Origin of the sequence: Saccharopolyspora pogona (genome assembly GCF_014697215.1) — a bacterium.
Taxonomy (GTDB): Bacteria; Actinomycetota; Actinomycetes; order Mycobacteriales; family Pseudonocardiaceae; genus Saccharopolyspora; species Saccharopolyspora hattusasensis.
Genome location: NZ_CP031142.1, coordinates 1,316,490 through 1,333,232, shown reverse-complemented (window position 1 = coordinate 1,333,232; position 16,743 = coordinate 1,316,490). Strand labels below are relative to the sequence as shown.

The following is a 16,743-nucleotide window of genomic DNA, read 5'->3' as shown; positions in this document are numbered from 1 at the left end:
AGGGAATTCGTTCCCGGATCATCCGACGTTCATCGCCGAATGAGCTTCCGTCTCCCATGCGGGCGCTACGCTGCCGCGGATTCGATCTTCGGGAGAGGCGGTCGGCGATGGCGTCTGCGGGAATCCAGCGGCGGTGGGCAGCGCTCGGGGCCGCCGTTCTCCTCTGCGCACTGGCGTTGCCGGTGGCACCGGCGTACGCCGATCAGTCGGCTCACGATTCGGGGGAGCAGGTCGCCCCGGGCATGACATACCGGTCCTTCCAGCTTTCCACCGCGCACGGGCCTGTTGTCGCGTACCTGCTCACTGTCGACCTGAGCAATCCCAAAGTCGAGCTGGATCTGCTACACCCTCCTGTCGTGGCCGCCCGGGACGAGGTCCACGACATGACGAACGCGCAACGGGCGGTCGCGGGCGTCAACGGCGACTTCTTTCACTTGAGCGAGTCGCACGAAGGCGTCGCGGCGACCGGTTCGTCGGTCGGTCCGGAGATCGCCGACGGCGAGGACCTGAAAGCCGCGGTCCCCAACGGTCAGCGCTTCGGTCCTGCCCTGCCGGACGGCACTGCCACCAAGGACGTGTTCGGCCTGGGCACCGACCGGCGTGCCCGCGTCTCAAGCGTGGCGTTGGCCGGCACGGTGCGCAGCGCCAAGGGAACGACCGCCCTGGCGGGACTGAACCAGTACGCGGTGCCAGTGGACGGGATCGGGCTCTACACCTCGGAATGGGGCGAGGTCGCCAGGGCCCGAGCGGTGTGCGGGACCGACGCGGACCGCTCGGCTCCGTGCACCACCGATACCGAAGAAGTGGTCATCCGCAACGGCGTCGTCAGCGCCGAGCAGGACCAGCCCGGTTCCGGTGCCATCCCCGGTGACACCGTCGTTCTCGTCGGACGCGAAAAGGGCGCCGCCGAGCTGGAGAAGCTCAACCCCGGTGACCGCGTCGTGGTCGACTCCCGGCTGGAGGCGGCCGACGCACCGCCGCTGGAGTTCGCCGTCGGCGGCTTCCCGATCCTCCGCGGTGGAACACCGTTGCCCGGCCTGGATGCCGGGGCGTTGGCCCCGCGCACCTCGGCCGGAGTCAGCTCGGACGGCCGGACCGTCTACCTGCTGGCGGTGGACGGGCGCTCCGCGGCGAGCACCGGGATGAGCGTTCTCGAGCTGGCCGATCTGCTCCGGTCGTTGGGCGCCGCCGATGGCGTCAACTTGGACGGCGGCGGCTCGTCGACGATGGCCGTGCGCGACCCCGGGCAGCCTTCGGCCGTAGTGAAGAACGTGCCCTCCGACGGGGCTCCTCGCGCCGTGGCGAACGGGATCGGCGTCTTCTCGGTCGCCCGCTGACGCACCTGTTGGATTTCGGGACCGTCGGTCCCGCCCCGCATCGGTCAGCCGATCGGCCACCGAAATCAAACCAATCGGCGTGGAAGAGCGGCGACTCCCCCGCGACGAGCGGGCTCGGACTCCGCCTTTTCCAGGAGCGATCGACGTCGCCCACCAGCCCCGGAATTCTGGGGCTAGGGTCGGTTCCATGGTTGATCGGTTTCAAGTTGTTCCTTCCGTTTACATCGCGCTTCGCAGGTCGGAGGCCCGTGAGGAGGTGCTGCTGCAGCTGCGCCGCAACACCGGGTACATGGACGGGCATTGGGCCATGGCCGCGGCGGGCCACGTCGAATCCGGTGAATCCGTCATCGACGCCGCGCGCCGGGAAGCCACCGAGGAACTGGGCATCGACATCTCCGCCGAAGATCTCGTGCCGCTGTCGGTCATGCACCGGACGCAGGGCGACCACCGGGCGATCAACGAGCGGGTGGACTTCTTCTTCGAATGCCGCCGCTGGACCGGTCAGCCCAACCGGGCCGAGCCCGAGAAGACCGCCGATCTGCAGTGGTTTCCGCTGGACGCGCCGCCGAGTCCGACCGTGCCCCACGAGCAGTACATCCTCCGGCACCTGCGCGCCGGCACGCTCCCCCAGGTCACCACCTTCGGCTTCTGATCGCCCGTCATCGACGGGGTGTCATGTCCAGGCTGAGCAGCATCGGCGAGTTCGCGCAGGCATCGGGCCTGACGCCGAAGGCGTTGCGGCTCTACGACGAACTCGGGCTGCTGCCACCGGCCGACGTCGACCTTCGCCTACGTCGTAATCGACGCGCTCGCACGCACGTAGCCAACTGGCGGCCCGTCTTCGTGCAAGTGCTCGGGGTCGGGCTGTCAGCGGCTCATGTCACCAGGGGGTGTAGCAGCCGTCGACAACAAGATCCGTGCCGGTGCAGTAGCTGCTGGCGTCCGAGCCGAGAATCACGACGGCCGGAGCGATCTCATGGGGTTCGCCGACCCTGCGCATCGGCACCGTCGATCCAGACGCGGCGCCATTCTTCGTGATCGGCCCCTTGCGCTTACACCGTCTCCACAGGCTGCAACCGCCAGCCCGGCCGCCAGAATGAGCCATAGGCGCGCTTGGCGCGGATCGGCCGTGGCGCCTCAGCCGCAACGCATCTCGAAGGAAGGCAGGGCAAGTTGAACCTCTCCTTCTACTCCCAACGCGTTCTCCCCGATGATGCCGCCCGATCGACGCTGGTCGCCCGCATCTTCGACCCGGCGTGCGGAGGGCCGTGCGTCGCCGCGGTGCGCGGGACGACGGTCGTCGACCTGACCGGCGTCGAGCCCACGGTTTCCGGTCTGCTCGAACGCACCGACGCCGTGCACATCGCGCGAACGCACGAAGGCGCCAGGAGCTGGCAGCTCTCCGACCTCCTGGACGCCACGCTCGCCGGCGATCGCACGCGGCCCCACTTCCTGTCACCTGTCGACCTGCAGGTCCTGAAGGCCGCGGGCGTGACCTTCGTGCGGAGCATGCTGGAGCGGGTGATCGAGGAGCGCGCCGATGGCGACCTCCGCCGGGCCGAGGAGATCCGCGCCAAGCTCGGCAGCGTCATCGAGGGCCGGATCTCCCAGGTCCGACCGGGTTCCGCGGAAGCGCGGCGGATCAAGAAGGTCCTCGTCGCGGAAGGCCTGTGGTCGCAGTATCTGGAGGTCGGCATCGGCCCGGACCCGGAGATCTTCACCAAGGCCCCGGTGCTGTCCGCGGTCGGCACCGGCGCCGAGATCGGCGTGCTGGAGCGCTCAACGTGGAACAACCCGGAGCCCGAACTCGTGCTCGCGGTGACCTCCCGCGGTGTGCCAGCGGCGGCGACGCTCGGCAACGACGTCAACCTCCGCGACTTCGAAGGGCGCAGCGCACTGCTGCTGACCGAAGCCAAGGACAACAACGCGTCCTGCGCGATCGGCCCGTTCCTCCGGCTGTTCGACGACGAGTTCACCCTCGACGACGCGCGGAACGTGGAAATCGGCCTGGAGATCACCGGCACCGACGGCTACCGGCTCAACGGGATCAACCCGGTCAGCGAGATCAGCCGCGACGTGCGCGAGCTCGTCGACCACGCCCACGGGAGCCACCACCAGTACCCGGACGGATTCGTGCTGTTCACTGGCACGCTGTTCGCCCCCACCGAGGACCGCGACGTCCCCTGCCAGGGCTTCACCCACAAGCCCGGCGACGTCGTGTGCATCTCCTCCCCCGCGCTGGGAGCCTTGATCAACGTCGTCAGCACCGCCGAGGCCGCCCCGGACTGGACGTTCGGCATCCGCGCGCTGATGACCAACCTCGCAGCCCGGGGTCTGCTCGGGGGCAACCCGCAGGCGTGATCGCGAGCCGCGCGGCAAGGGGGCGAACCGGCCGAGGTCCCGCTCCAACGCCTGAGCTACGGCAGCCGAACCTGATTCCCGGGTGAGCCGGCCGACCGCGTACGACCGGTAGGTCCGCCGCTTCCCCACCTGATCAAGACGCTGAGCCACCGCCAGGTCCTCACTACCGTTGTCCCGGGGAACCGACCGACGACGCAAGGAGGTTTGCGTTGCCCTACACCGACATCGCATTCACCCAGGCCGCTCGCCGAGCTCTCGACACCGGGTGGGGACCGGGTTTCGCGGGCACACCTGTTCGGCTGCACGGCGGCGAGGAATCCGCCGCCTTCGCCGTCGATGAACACGTAGTTCGGCTAGGGTCGCGGTGGCGCCGCACGGATGAGGCCGAGTGGTGCAACGCCCTTGCCTCGCACGCTTCGGCCAAGGTTCCGGAAGCAATTGCCCCGCTCAGGACCGCGGGCGGACACACGGTGCTGCGCGTCGATGATCGCCCGATGTCGGTGTGGCCGCTGGCCCCGGGCCGCTGGCCGACGCCCGAAGTACCCGGCATGGCGGTGCAGGCCGCTTCGCTGCTCGCTCGACTGCACCAGGCCCTGGCGGGTCTGCAGCCGCCACCGCGACCCGTCACCGCCGGCCTGGAGCAGGGATTGGACGGCGCCGAACCTCCACCCGACCCCGCGCTGGCGGACCGGGAACTCGATCTGTGGCTATCGGAATTCCAGCGCACTCGCTCAGTGCGCCAGCCCGTGCACGGCGACTTCTACGCGGGCAACACGCTGTCCGACGGAAACGTCCTCAACGCCGTGTTGGACTGGGACGAGGCATGCGTCGTCGCACCTCAGGTCGAGGTGGCCTGCGCCGCGCTGGAGTGGACCGGGCGCGAATCCGCGACCGACCTGGCGCCGATGTGGTCCTTCCTGCACGCGTATGCCGAGGCCGGTGGCCCGGCCGGGCTCCTGGACGAGGAAACCCTCGTCCAGCTGATCCGGCACCGGTTGCGCCGCGAGGCCGCATCCTTCCATCAGCAGGAGGAACGGGGAACAGTCCACGACTCGGAAGACGTCGCCTACCACGAACACCGCCTGGAGATCTTCGGAGAACTCCGCCCGTGACCCGCAAGATCCGGAAACCCTTTTCCGGCAGCTGAACGCCCCCGGCAAAGAGCGCGGCCGGGAACCCTGCGTCGGGTCGGCTGCTGTTCGAGAATTGTCGGGTCAACACACCCGCGCCGCGTCGACGACGCAACCCACAGGAGCTATCCGCATGAGCACTTCAGCGCAGATCGGCGTCACCGGGCTCGCCGTCATGGGGCGCAACCTCGCCCGCAACTTCGCGCGCAACGGTTACGCGGTCGCCGTGCACAACCGCACCGCGTCGAAGACCCGCGCGCTCATGGACGAATTCGGCCACGAAGGCGACTTCGTCGCGACCGAAACCCCGGCCGATTTCGTCGCCGCGCTGGAACGCCCCCGCCGCCTCGTGATCATGGTCAAGGCCGGTGACCCCACCGACGCCGTCATCCAGGAGTTCGCGCCCCTGCTGGAACCGGGCGACATGATCATCGACGGTGGCAACGCGCACTTCGCCGACACCCGACGCCGCGAGCGCGAACTGCGCGAGCACGACATCCACTTCGTCGGCACCGGCATCTCCGGCGGCGAAGAAGGCGCGCTACACGGACCCAGCATCATGCCCGGCGGATCCACGCAGTCCTACGACTCCCTCGGACCCATGCTGGAGAAGATCGCCGCGAAGGTCGCCGACGGCGCACCCTGCGTGACGCACATCGGCCCCGACGGGGCGGGCCATTTCGTGAAGATGGTGCACAACGGCATCGAATACGCGGACATGCAGCTGATCGGTGAGGCCTACCAGCTGCTGCGCGACGTCGCTGGCTTCTCCCCCGCCCAGATCGCCGACATCTTCCGCACCTGGAACACCGGCCGCCTCGACTCCTACCTGATCGAGATCACCGCCGAAGTCCTGTCCCATGTGGACGCCGCGACCGGCAAGCCGTTCGTGGACGTGGTCGCCGACCAGGCGGAGCAGAAGGGCACCGGACGCTGGACCGTGCAGCTCGCGCTCGAACTGGGCGTGCCGGTGCCGGGCATCGCCGAAGCGGTCTTCGCCCGCTCGCTGTCCGGCCACACCGCGCTGCGCGAAGCCTCCCGCGGGCTCGCGGGCCCCGCGGCGAAACCGCTGGGCAGCTCCGAGGCGGCCGCGTTCGCCGACCAGGTCGAGCAGGCGCTGTACGCGTCCAAGATCGTGTCCTACACGCAGGGATTCCACGAGATCGCCGCAGGCAGCGCGGAATACGACTGGAACATCGACCTGGGTGCGATCGCCTCGATCTGGCGTGGCGGCTGCATAATCCGCGCCGCGTTCCTAGACCGCATCCGCGCCGCCTACGATTCGCGCCCCGACCTGCCGAGCCTGCTCTCCGACCGGACGTTCGCGCAGGAGATTACCGCCGCCCAGGACGACTGGCGGGCGGTACTGGTCGCCGCCACCACCCAGGGCGTGCCGACACCGGGATTCGCGGCGGCACTCGCCTACTACGACGCGCTGCGCGCGGACCGGCTCCCGGCCGCGCTCACTCAAGGCCAACGCGACTACTTCGGTGCCCACACCTACCGCCGGACCGACCGCGAAGGCTCGTTCCACACCCTCTGGGCAGCAGACCGCTCCGAAGTACCGGCCTGACCGTTTCGGGCTACGCGGTTACGGCACGGCCGTAGCGGTCTTCCAGGCGGACGACGTCCGCCTGCCACCCCGGATCCGCGGTGGAGGCTTCCAGCAGGACCACGTCGGACACGGCGATGATCCGGTGCACGACCCCGGACGGGATGCTCGCCGTCTGGCCGGGGCCCAGCTCCATCCGGACCAGCGACGTCCGGCTGGGCCCCAGGTCGAGCAACGCGAAGCCCGACTGGACGGCGACCGTCTCCTCCTTCTTCTCGTGGTACTGCAGCGAAAGCGCCTCACCTGCGCGGATGTACAGCACCTTGCCGACGTAGCGGCCCTCCACGACGGCGAAGATCTCCTCGTAGCCCCAGGGCTTTTCGATCCGGACCACCGTTGCGAGGCTGGACAGCGCGAACTCTGCGACGTCGGTCACGACGATCCATTCCTTTCCAGTGAAACGCCAACTCGAATGCGCGTTCGGGCGGGCCGCGAACGCGCGGACGGCGCGTTCGCGGGTGTCTCGACGACCTGGCGGCGCACAACGAACCAGCATTTGATTCCCCCAAGCACGCAGTGCGAAGCACTGCGGACTTGCGCACCATAACGCCGGAAAAGCGAAGCCGCCCAGGGCTGGAGGCACCCGGGCCGATACCGCTACCGGATCGGACGACAGGCAGCGACGTGTGCTTCGGATGTGACAACTGGGGCTGCTGGGCTCGCGACCGAGCGCGTCAGGGAGTGGGGGTCGGGCCCCACGATCGGCAGGTAGCGCGGCGCCCGCCAGGCGTACAGCTCGCGCTCGGCGACCGCCGCCGGCGACAGCAGCTCGGCGTCCTGCCGGTAGCCCGCCATGAGCAGCAACCCGACCGGCAGCTCGCCGACGGAACCGGACGGCACCGATACCGACGGGTAGCCCGCCACCGCCGCCGGGGTCGAGGACGGGATGACGTCCTCGTCACCGCGCTCGCAGTCCGTGGTCCACGCCGGTGGGTTCGTCGGCGAAGCGATGGCGTCCAAGTGGTGCGCGGCCATGACCCGCACGCGCTGATCGACCTGGATCACATCCGCAACTGCTGGCCGAGTCCGGAGGACGACCCGTTCAACCTCGCGCTGGAGCTGCAGAATCTGCAAGCCCTGGCCGCCAACTACCGGCGGGCCGGTGCCCGGCACCTCGTCGTCGCGGGAGTGATCGAGGCGCGTTCGGCCATCAGCCGCTACCAAGGGCCTTGGACTCGACCGGCATCCTGCTGGTCCGGCTCGTCGTCGACCCCTCCGTGGCCCGAGACCGCATCCGGGACCGGCACGCTGACGACGAACCCAGCCTGCGCTGGCACCTGGACCGCACGAACGAACTCGCCGAGATCCTCGACGCGGCCGGACTCGACGACCTCGTGCTGGACTCCTCCCACGAGCCGCCGACGAGCCTCGCCGCCGAGGTCCGCACCGCGGCCGGCTGGTAGTGCCGTGAGTCTTTTGGCTGCTACAGCAACCCAAAAGACTCACGGTCGGCGTTGCCAGCGCCCGTTTCAGACTGGTGCGCCAGTTTCCACCAGGCTGCCGTCGGCGAGGCGAAGCCAGCGGTTCACGCCGATGTTCGCGAGGAACCGCTCGTCGTGACTCACCACCACGAACGCGCCTTCGTAGGCGTTGAGCGCACTTTCGAGCTGCCCGACGCTCACCAGGTCGAGGTTGTTGGTCGGTTCGTCGAGCAGCAGGAGTTGGGGGGCCGGTTCGGCGAACAGGACGCAGGCCAGGGTCGCCCGCAGCCGCTCGCCGCCGGAGAGCACCCCGACCGGAAGGTGCACGCGGGTGCCGCGGAACAGGAATCGGGCGAGCAAGTGCATCCGCTGCGACTCCGGCATTTCCGGCGCGGAGGCGACCAGGTTCTCCAGCACCGTGCGGTCGAGGTCCAGCAGGTCCAGCCGTTGCGAGAGGTAGGCGATACGGCCATCGGCGTGTTTCGTGCTGCCGCCCTCCAGATCGCCGTTGATCACGCGCAGCAGCGTGGACTTCCCGGCGCCGTTGGGCCCGGTCAGCGCGATCCGCTCGGGCCCCCGGATCGCCAGGTAGACGCCTTCGCCAGCGAAGAGGTCTCGCTCCCCGCGGCGAACCCGCATCCCTTCGCCGAGGAAGACCGTGCGCCCGGCCGGAACGTTGGTCCCGGGCAGCTGCAGCGCGATCCGCTGCTCATCGCGCAACGCACGTTCGGCCTCGTCGAGCCGCGCCTTGGCCTCGTTGAACCGCGCGGCGTGCGTCTCGTCGGCCTTCCCCGCCGACTCCTGGGCGCGTCGCTTCCGCGCCCCGGCGAGGATCTTCGGCAGCCCAGCGCTCTCGATGTTGCGGGCGGCGTTGCTGGCCCGGCGCTGCGCCCGCTCGCGGGCCTGCTGCATCTCCCGCCTCTCGCGCTTGACCTCTTGCTCTGCGCTGCGGATGTTCTTCTCCGCGACCTCACGCTCGGCGTGCACGGTCTCCTTGTACACCGTGAAGTTCCCGCCGTAGTACCGGATCTCGCCCTGGTCCAGTTCGGCGATGCGGTCCATGCGGTCGAGCAGCGTCCGGTCGTGGCTGACCAGCAGCAGGCAGCCCTGCCAGTCTTCGAGCACGCCGTAGAGCTTGCGGCGCGCGTCGACGTCGAGGTTGTTGGTCGGTTCGTCGAGCAGCAGCACGTCGGGCCGCTTCAGCAGCTGTGCCGCCAGGCCGAGCGAGACGACCTGGCCGCCGCTGAGGGTGTGCAGGCGCCGGGTCAAGGAGACGTCCCCGAGGCCAAGCCGTTCCAGCTGTGCGCGGGTGCGTTCCTCGATGTCCCAGTCGTTGCCGACCGCGGCGAAGTTCTCCTCGCTCGCATCCCCGGACTCGATGGCTGCGAGGGCCCGGAGCACCGGCGCGATGCCCAGGACCTCGGCCACGGTCGGATCGCCGTCCAGGGGCAAGCTCTGCGGGAGGTAGCCGAGCACCCCTTCGACGGACGCGGAACCTCCGGTCGGCCGGTACTCGCCGGCGATCAGCTTCAGCAGCGTGCTCTTGCCCGCGCCGTTCGGGGCCACGAGGCCAGTGCGGCCGCCGCCGACGGTGAAGGAGAGGTCCTGGAAGACCGGCGTGTCGTCCGGCCAGGAAAAGGACAGGTTGGAGCAGGTGATGAACGCATCGGACATGTGAGAGCCCTCGTGGGTGATGCGGGCGCACCAAGGCAGCCCGGAGGAGAACGATGGAACGACGACATGGCCACGACAGCGGCGCGCACGAGCGCCTGCAGGTGGCAGATCACGTCCGGGTATCACCCGGAGATGTCGTCGTCACCAACCACGTCTGGTCTCCCTCACTCGCAATCCACTCCACCGTAGCAACAGGGCTCCGGGCGGTGCCACCGGGTTTTGCGGATCGCTGCCCGGCCGAGGACGCCCGGGCCGGTGCCGAAGTGGACGGCGAGCCGACTTTCAGCAGCAATCGGCTGGCTGTCCACTTCAGACATCGAAAACCGGCGGAGGCCCGGTCAACCGCGCGCGTAGCGCGGGTCGAGCGCGGCGGCGGCCGGTGGCCACTCCATCCGGCCGGGGGCCAGCCGGAGCTCATCGGCACCCAGAAGAAGGTGACCTTGCGCTCGACGAACAGCCACGATCCGTCCGGTTGACGCCGGATCAGGGTCGTGGTAACGGCCGGTCGCGACGTGCGGCAGGACCGCCGAGCTCGGCGCCTGGGCGTCGGCCGAGTTCGGCACGTCGACCTCCGGGGTCTACGGGTCGTCCGAGGTGTTCGCGCTGACCGCGCTGTGGCCGCCCGACGAGCCCGCTCCCCGCCGTTGGTCCGGCGGCGGCCGGTTGGTCTCGCCGGATATCCAGGCCCTCGCCGTGGACCCGCTCACCGAGCGGGCCGTGCCGCCCGGTGAGCGGGGTGAGCTGCAGCTGCGCGGGCCAACGTGGTCGACGCCTACCTCGGCGACGAGGAGGCGACGGCGCGTTCGTTCACCGCCGACGGCTGATTCCGCACCGGCGATCTCGTGACCATCTCCGAGGACACGGCGACCACCTTCGCGTGCCTGATGGGCGACGTCTTGCGGCTGCGCAGGTTCCTCGTCGATCCCGCGGAAATTGAGCACCGGCTGACCGAGCACGAGTCGGTGCAGGTGGCGAAGGTCGTCGGCGTGCGGGACGCGGCAGGTGCGACCGGAGCGGTGGGTTTCGTCGTGCTCGACGGGCCCGCGGAACCGGAAGAACTGGGCGCCTGGTGCGCGAAGACCCTCGCCCGGTTCAAGGTGCCCTCGGCGATCCACGTCATCGACCGGATGGCCACCACATCTGGTACGAACGGTTCGAAGATCCGCGCCGCGACACTCCGCGAGTGGGCCCGGCAGCACCACGAGGCGAAGACGGCGCCTGGACATGGGAGCGCGTGAATCCCCGAGGTGGGAAGGCATCGACGGCGGTCGCGCTGCGTCCGCCGCCAACCGGGTGTTCCATTGTTGGTCGGGGTCCACCCACCGCTCGCGGAGCCGAACGCCGATTCAGGTACCGGTCGGTACCGGGAAAGGAGGCTCATGCTTCGAAAGGACTGGCCGACACCCGAGGAAGGCCTCGTCATCACGCATTTCCTCACCGTGCGCGACGTCGCCCGCTCACGGGAGTTCTACGCCGACATCTTCGGCGGGCGGGTCGTGCTGGAGGAGAACCCGGCGATCGTCAAGGTCGCCAATTCGTGGATCATCATGAACCCGGGTGGCGGCCCCACTCCCGACAAGCCCGACGTCGTCCTGGAGCCCCCGGATCGGCCCACCACGGTGTCGGCCTTCATGAACGTGCGCGTGGCCGACATCGCCGCCTTCCACTCCGAGGCGCGCCGGAAGGGCGCCGAGTTCCTCACCGAACCCATCGACCGCAAGGCCGAGATCCGCTGCTACATGCGCGATCCCGACGGTTACCTGATCGAGGTCGGCCAGGCCACCGGGATGCTCGAAGGGATCTTCGCCGACCGGCCGGCGGATTCGGGACGCTGACCCGGCGGGATGCCGCTGCTGGACGATGCCTCGCCCGGCAGCGGCCGGCTGGGACGTTCCTGTCGCATCGCCTCGTGGAGCTTCATCCTCGAAGATCTGCCGGTTGAACTCGCTGCGGTCCAGGCCGTTCCGTGCTCGCTGGGGTTGACGCCGCCGTGCTCGGTGACGAGATCCGGGTTCTCCTCGGCCACGGCACGCATCTTCGCGACTCCGTCGGGTTCGAACGGTGCCCGTAGAAGCCCGCCAGCTCATGCCGGTCGGCACTCGTCCAAACAGGTCCGCGGCAGTCGCATGCCCCCAAGCGGAGTGGCCGATTTCGAAGCCAGCAAGCGATAGTCGGGACTCACCGTGTTGACCAGCACGGCTTCCCGCGCACCGGTCCCGGACGCTGGGCAAATCACCACCGGTCGGACACCTGACCCATCTGGGCACGGTGCGACGCGCGATCCGGACACTGTGGACGGATGGCTGGATCCGCCCCGGAAGGCGGGCGCGGAAGTCACCCGCTGGGTGCTGACCACGAGAGCACTCCACATCGGACAGCGCGTCATCGAGGGCATCGGCATGAGCGGCGTCTCCACCGCGATCATTCACGAACTCCGCCGCAAGAATGACGAAACCGTGCACCTCATGGCGAAGGGCGACGAAGCTCGCCGCGCGGCTCACCGCGAGCCAGCGACCGCGCCGCGCCGACACTCCCGACCCTGCTGCGGAGCAGGCCACCGGACGTCCCCGACCAACGCCGTCGGGTGTTCCACCGTCAACAGATCCCGTGCGAGCGGCATGAACACCACCGATTCAGTGCCGTGTGACGGCACAGCTGACGCCTGGTGGCACGACTTTGGGGTCAACACCCGGTCCCGGGCACGAATCGCTCGCACGACCTTGAACTGCGAGAACTCGACCCGTTCAGCCGGGGAGACGCCCGGTGTCGACGCGCCGTTGGCCGAACGCGGAAGCAGAGCCCGGTTGTCAGCCGTGCCGGGACAACCAGTCGACCGTGAATTCGTGCTCGGCCGCCAGGAGGCTGTGCACCTCACCCGCGAAGAGGTCTTCCAGTTTGCCGCCGAGCAGCGGGATGCCCACCTTCACATCGCCCTCTACGACGAACTCGCACCCCGCCGGCGGCAGGTCCCGCAGCCGCTGCGAAGCCGTGATCGCCTGCGGCACGGCCAACGCACCCGCCGTCACTTCGCCCGCGTAACCACCGTCGGCCTCACGACGCCAGACCTCGCTGCGGTCGATCGAGAGGTCCCCGCCGACGACTGCGCGCGCCACCGAGGGGATCACCTCGGCGCGCACGCCTTGGCGGATCCGGAACCGCGCGCCGGTTGCGGTCGCCTCGTGCTCGACCAACTCGTTGTCACCGCCGAGCACTCGCAGCCGCTCGCGGAGGCAGTCGGGGTCCGTCAGCGCTGCGAACACCCGAGCGGCGGGCCACTCGTAGGTGCTCCGGTACTCGATCCTGCGCGTCATGCAGAGGAGGTTACTGCCGATTTCACGACGCTGCGGTTATGAACCGGTGTCGCGGGGGCGACCGGTTCGCGTCACCTCCGCGACCTCGGACCCCCACCGTCGACAAACTCGCTCGAGCTGCCCACCGGTGGATTACCTCCGGGGGCGGCCCCGCGTTGCCCGAGCTACGGCGGATCCAGCGCACAATTATCCTTATTGGACGATTTCGCGCGCTGTGGTGACGTGCAGCGGGTCGCAACCGTCCAACGTGGGCCTGGCGCGGCCGAGTGCGTCGAGTTGAATTAATTCGGTGGCGTGGCGCGGGAAAACCGTAGATCATTGCTTGGTCAAAGTCACCGAGAGGCAGGAAGAACGATGTACGCGGCAGTTGAAGGTGCAAGGGTGCCGATCCGGATGTGGGCTGACCCGCAGTCGGTCGAAGACGCCGCCATGCGCCAATTGCACAACGTCGCCAACCTGCCATGGGTGCACGGACTCGCCGTGATGCCGGACGTGCACTACGGCAAGGGCGCCACCGTCGGCAGCGTGATCGCCATGCGCAACGCCGTGTCCCCGGCGGCGGTCGGCGTCGACATCGGGTGCGGGATGAGCGCCGTGCGAACGTCCCTGACGGCTGCCGATCTGCCGGACGACCTGCGTGTGCTCCGCGGCCGGATCGAATCGGCCGTGCCGGTCGGCTTCGCCATGCACCGCACCCCGGTGAACCCGTCGCGCGTACCCGGGCTGAGCGGCTGGCAGGAGTTCTGGTCCGTCTTCGGGGAACTGCACCCGGGCGTGCAGAACCTCCAGGACCGGGCGCGGGCGCAGATCGGCAGCCTCGGCGGCGGCAACCACTTCATCGAGGTCTGCCTGGAGCAGGGCGGCCCGGACGCCGGCCGCGTGTGGCTGATGCTGCACTCCGGTTCCCGCGGGATCGGCAACGAGCTGGCGAAGCGGCACATCGACATCGCGCGGCGCCTCCCGCACAACGCGGACCTGCCGGACCCGGACCTCGCGGTGTTCGTCGCGGGCACGTCGGAGATGCAGGCCTACCGCCGGGACCTGTTCTGGGCACAGGACTACGCGGCGCGCAACCGCGCCACGATGCTGGCCCTGGTGCAGCGGGCGCTAGCCGAAACGGTGCCGGGGACCAGGTTCGACACGCCGATCTCGTGCCACCACAACTACGTGGCCGAAGAGAGCTACGACGGCGTCGAGGTGCTCGTCACCCGCAAGGGCGCGATCCGGGCGGGCGGGGGTGATCTCGGCATCATCCCGGGCAGCATGGGCACCGGGTCGTACATCGTGCGCGGCCTCGGCAACGAGCGGTCGTTCCAGTCCGCCTCGCACGGCGCCGGTCGGCGAATGTCACGGAACAAGGCCCGCAAGACCTTCACGGCCGCTGACCTGGAAGCGCAGACGGCCGGCGTGGAGTGCCGCAAGGATGCCGGCGTGGTCGACGAGATCCCGGCCGCTTACAAGGACATCGATTCGGTGATCGCCGCGCAAACCGACCTGGTCGAGGTGGTGACCCACCTGAAGCAGGTCGTCTGCGTCAAGGGGTGAACGCCGGGTGCCTCGGTGGCCCGACCGCCGAGGCACCCGGACCAACCGGCAAAACGAAGCACGGGCCTTCCCCGGTCGTGCCGACGGCGAAGGCCGCTCCTTGGAACCCGGATCGCCGCCCGATCTGCCCGATTGACGACCGTTGGACCACCCGAGGACCACCGCGAAGTTCGGCCGCAACGCGGCGCTTTCGAGTGGCTCGGGTGGCGGCGGGCTGGTCTGATCGCAGGATGGATGTGGCTGCGAATCCGGTCGCTGCGGCTCGGTGGGACTGGCGTTCGGTGATCTGCTGGGCGCTTTGGGGCTGGGGATCATCGGCGTTTAACACCGTGATCCTCACCTTCGTGTTCACCGTGTACCTGACGGGCTCGGTGGCGAGCGACCCGCAGACCGGGTCCAAAGCGCTCGGTGTCACGCTCACCATCGCCGGAGCGTGCATCGCGCTGATCGCGCCGGTGACCGGGCAGCGCAGCGATGCCGGCGGACGGCGCAAGCGGTGGCTGGCCCTGCACACCGCCCTCGTAGTGGTCAGCACGGCCGGGCTGTACTTCGTCCAGGACGTTCCGTCCTTCCTGCTGCTGGGCCTGGTGCTCGTCGCCGTCGGCAGCGTGTTCGTGGAGTTCGCGGGCGTGAACTACAACGCGATGCTGCTCCAGGTCTCGACGCCGGCGACGATCGGCCGAATCTCGGGATTCGGCTGGGCGATGGGCTACTTCGGGGGTCTCGTCGCGCTGGCGATCGTCCTGTTCGAGTTCGTGCAACCCGAAATCGGCCTGTTCGGCGTGACCTCCGAGGACGGACTCAACATCCGCGTCGTCGCGCTGTTCGCGGCCACGTGGTTCGCGCTCTTCGCGCTGCCACTGCTCATCTTCGTTCCCGAGGCCCCATCGCCTGCGGATCAAGTCCAGCGGTCCTTCCTGACCGGCTACCTCGTGCTGGGCAAACGGCTGGCGCGGATGTGGCGCACCGACCGGAGCACGTTGGGATACCTGGCGGCCAGCGCGATCTACCGGGATGGGCTGGCCGCGATCTTCACCTTCGGCGGCGTGATCGCGGCGGGCACCTTCGGCTTCAGCCCCGGCGAGGTAGTGGTCTTCGCGATCGCGGCGAACCTGATCGCCGGTGCCAGCGCTTTCCTGGGCGGTCGTGCGGACGACCGGTTCGGCCCGAAGCCCATCATCGTCACGTCGCTGTTCGGCCTGGTCGTGGTGGGCAGTTCGATGGTGGTGCTACCCGACAAGGCCGCTTTCTGGGTGTGCGGGCTGCTTCTGGCGGGTTTCCTGGGACCGACGGAATCGGCCAGCCGCACCTTCCTCGCCCGCATCGCGCCGCCGGGGAGGGAAGGCGAAACGTTCGGCCTCTACGCCACCACCGGACGGGCCGTGAGCTTCCTCGGACCACTGGCCTTCAGCGGCTTCATCGCCCTGTTCGGCACCCAACGCGCAGGCATGGCCGGGATCGTCCTCATCCTGCTGATCGGCCTGCTCGCGATGATTCCCGTCCGATCCCCCCAACGCACCGGCGCGGCGACCACCGGCAGCCCGCTCTGACGGCGAGGCCGATGCTGCTCCTACTAGCGGCCTGCGGTCAGGAAGTCGAGGGTGAGCCGGTGGAACTCGTCAGGTCGGGCGAAGGGCAGCAGGTGCCCGGCACCGGGGATGACCTTCAACCGCCCACGAAGGGCTGCCGCAGCCGCCGCCGCACTTCCCGGTCGCCGACCAGTGGATGGTCCGCGCCCCGCAACCACAAGCTCGGAACGGCCAGCCTTCCGAGCTCCGGCAGGAAGTCGAGGCGCATCGAGAACGGCCCGTAGGCGAGGATCTGCCAGTCGTCGAGCGCCTTCTCGCGATGCCGTGCCTTGGCCTCCGCTTCGGCCCGGGGCGAGCTCGACGAGCCGGTCGAACTCGTCCGCGGCCGAACCAGCGGCGAGGTTTCGCGCCATCGACCTGCGGATCGTGGTGGCGGACCTGGCCATGTAGCGGCTCGCCCCGCGCGTCAGGCCGGGGGTCCGCAGGGGCAGCCAGGTCACGAGCTGCGCCGGTCGCCGCGCACCGATCCCGCCGGGGGCCGAGAAGACAGCTCGCGAAACCCGCTCCGGACGCCGCAGGCTGTAGCAATCGCGATGTCACCACCCATGGAATGGCCGACGAGCCCGACCCGTTCGAGCGTTAGGTGGTCGACGAGCTCGTCCACCAGGAGTTCGCACAGCTCCTGGTCGACCGTCCGCTGCCACGGCCGGCTGCCGCCGCCGTGCCGCGGCAGGTCGATCGCGTAGACGCGGTGCGTGTCGGCCAGCGCCGGGAGGGCGCGGTGCCAGGTGAGCTCGACGGTGTCGAGCATCGCGCCGTGCAG

The 16,743-nt window shown here is 69.3% G+C and carries 18 protein-coding genes and 2 pseudogenes; 12 read left to right on the top strand and 8 right to left on the bottom strand.

Features of this window, described 5'->3' with window-relative positions; translation table 11 throughout:
* The first annotated feature begins 107 nt into the window (after positions 1-107).
* From DL519_RS05715 to DL519_RS05705, 3 genes and pseudogenes are all read left to right on the top strand, one after another.
* Positions 108-1,337, top strand: coding sequence for a phosphodiester glycosidase family protein (locus DL519_RS05715; protein ID WP_190813192.1), 1,230 nt, complete (start codon positions 108-110; stop codon positions 1,335-1,337).
* Between the two features lie 187 nt (positions 1,338-1,524).
* Complete coding sequence (locus DL519_RS05710; RefSeq protein ID WP_190813191.1) at positions 1,525-1,989, top strand: NUDIX hydrolase; 465 nt, start codon at positions 1,525-1,527, stop codon at positions 1,987-1,989.
* Positions 1,990-2,012: 23 nt separating this feature from the next.
* Positions 2,013-2,120, top strand: a pseudogene (locus tag DL519_RS05705) (MerR family DNA-binding transcriptional regulator); the annotation flags it as partial.
* Positions 2,121-2,217: 97 nt separating this feature from the next.
* Here the strand turns inward: DL519_RS05705 and DL519_RS45740 are convergent.
* Complete coding sequence (locus tag DL519_RS45740; protein ID WP_317891434.1) at positions 2,218-2,337, bottom strand: SDR family oxidoreductase; 120 nt, start codon at positions 2,335-2,337, stop codon at positions 2,218-2,220.
* A gap of 173 nt (positions 2,338-2,510) precedes the next feature.
* Here DL519_RS45740 and DL519_RS05695 point away from each other — a divergent pair, with 173 nt between their 5' ends.
* From DL519_RS05695 to gndA, 3 genes are all read left to right on the top strand, one after another.
* The gene (locus DL519_RS05695) at positions 2,511-3,698 is read left to right on the top strand and encodes a fumarylacetoacetate hydrolase family protein (RefSeq protein WP_190813189.1); all 1,188 of its coding nucleotides are present in this window, start codon (positions 2,511-2,513) and stop codon (positions 3,696-3,698) included.
* Positions 3,699-3,907: 209 nt separating this feature from the next.
* A complete protein-coding gene (locus DL519_RS05690) occupies positions 3,908-4,810 on the top strand; it encodes a phosphotransferase (RefSeq protein ID WP_190813188.1) in 903 nt (300 codons plus the stop codon).
* A gap of 151 nt (positions 4,811-4,961) precedes the next feature.
* Entirely contained in the window at positions 4,962-6,401 is a 1,440-nt protein-coding gene (gene gndA, locus DL519_RS05685) for an NADP-dependent phosphogluconate dehydrogenase (protein WP_190813187.1), read from the top strand.
* A gap of 10 nt (positions 6,402-6,411) precedes the next feature.
* On the opposite strand, the gene DL519_RS05680 is transcribed toward gndA, so the two are convergent.
* Complete coding sequence (locus DL519_RS05680) at positions 6,412-6,816, bottom strand: cupin domain-containing protein (RefSeq protein ID WP_190813186.1); 405 nt, start codon at positions 6,814-6,816, stop codon at positions 6,412-6,414.
* Positions 6,817-7,133: 317 nt separating this feature from the next.
* Positions 7,134-7,553: pseudogene (locus DL519_RS05675) on the bottom strand (amidase family protein); the annotation flags it as partial.
* 56 nt (positions 7,554-7,609) lie between these two features.
* On the opposite strand from DL519_RS05675, the gene DL519_RS05670 reads away from it, so the two are divergent.
* The gene (locus tag DL519_RS05670; protein ID WP_190813185.1) at positions 7,610-7,843 is read left to right on the top strand and encodes a hypothetical protein; all 234 of its coding nucleotides are present in this window, start codon (positions 7,610-7,612) and stop codon (positions 7,841-7,843) included.
* 66 nt (positions 7,844-7,909) lie between these two features.
* Here DL519_RS05670 and abc-f read toward each other — a convergent pair whose 3' ends face one another.
* Positions 7,910-9,535 carry a ribosomal protection-like ABC-F family protein gene (gene abc-f, locus DL519_RS05665; RefSeq protein ID WP_190813184.1) on the bottom strand — a complete coding sequence of 542 codons (1,626 nt, stop codon included), beginning with the start codon at positions 9,533-9,535 and terminating at the stop codon, positions 7,910-7,912.
* A gap of 338 nt (positions 9,536-9,873) precedes the next feature.
* Positions 9,874-10,098, bottom strand: a complete 225-nt coding sequence (locus DL519_RS05660) for a hypothetical protein (protein WP_190813183.1) — start codon at positions 10,096-10,098, stop codon at positions 9,874-9,876.
* 31 nt (positions 10,099-10,129) lie between these two features.
* Between DL519_RS05660 and DL519_RS45735 the strand changes: the two genes are divergently transcribed.
* The 3 genes from DL519_RS45735 to DL519_RS05650 all read left to right on the top strand — a co-directional run bounded on the left by DL519_RS45735 (position 10,130) and on the right by DL519_RS05650 (position 11,370).
* The gene (locus DL519_RS45735) at positions 10,130-10,381 is read left to right on the top strand and encodes a hypothetical protein (protein ID WP_223838481.1); all 252 of its coding nucleotides are present in this window, start codon (positions 10,130-10,132) and stop codon (positions 10,379-10,381) included.
* On the top strand, positions 10,378-10,773 hold the full coding sequence (locus tag DL519_RS45730; protein WP_223838480.1) for an AMP-binding enzyme: 396 nt from the start codon (positions 10,378-10,380) through the stop codon (positions 10,771-10,773). The genes DL519_RS45735 and DL519_RS45730 overlap by 4 nt, the downstream gene beginning before the upstream one ends.
* Positions 10,774-10,914: 141 nt before the next feature.
* Positions 10,915-11,370: a VOC family protein gene (locus DL519_RS05650; protein ID WP_190813182.1), complete on the top strand. Its 456-nt coding sequence runs from the start codon at positions 10,915-10,917 to the stop codon at positions 11,368-11,370.
* Positions 11,371-12,342: 972 nt separating this feature from the next.
* On the opposite strand, the gene DL519_RS05645 is transcribed toward DL519_RS05650, so the two are convergent.
* The gene (locus DL519_RS05645) at positions 12,343-12,846 is read right to left on the bottom strand and encodes a DUF2505 domain-containing protein (protein ID WP_190813181.1); all 504 of its coding nucleotides are present in this window, start codon (positions 12,844-12,846) and stop codon (positions 12,343-12,345) included.
* Between the two features lie 354 nt (positions 12,847-13,200).
* On the opposite strand from DL519_RS05645, the gene DL519_RS05640 reads away from it, so the two are divergent.
* Together DL519_RS05640 and DL519_RS05635 are read left to right on the top strand one after the other, a co-directional pair.
* Entirely contained in the window at positions 13,201-14,391 is a 1,191-nt protein-coding gene (locus DL519_RS05640; RefSeq protein WP_168588987.1) for an RtcB family protein, read from the top strand.
* A gap of 236 nt (positions 14,392-14,627) precedes the next feature.
* On the top strand, positions 14,628-15,941 hold the full coding sequence (locus tag DL519_RS05635; protein ID WP_223838479.1) for an MFS transporter: 1,314 nt from the start codon (positions 14,628-14,630) through the stop codon (positions 15,939-15,941).
* Positions 15,942-15,964: 23 nt separating this feature from the next.
* Here the strand turns inward: DL519_RS05635 and DL519_RS45725 are convergent, their stop codons facing one another.
* Positions 15,965-16,420: an alpha/beta fold hydrolase gene (locus DL519_RS45725; protein ID WP_223838478.1), complete on the bottom strand. Its 456-nt coding sequence runs from the start codon at positions 16,418-16,420 to the stop codon at positions 15,965-15,967.
* Positions 16,417-16,731 (bottom strand): alpha/beta fold hydrolase, encoded by a 315-nt coding sequence (locus DL519_RS45720; RefSeq protein ID WP_263399583.1) that lies wholly within the window; start codon positions 16,729-16,731, stop codon positions 16,417-16,419. Before DL519_RS45720 ends, DL519_RS45725 begins: the two co-directional genes overlap by 4 nt.
* Between the last annotated feature and the right edge of the window lie 12 nt (positions 16,732-16,743).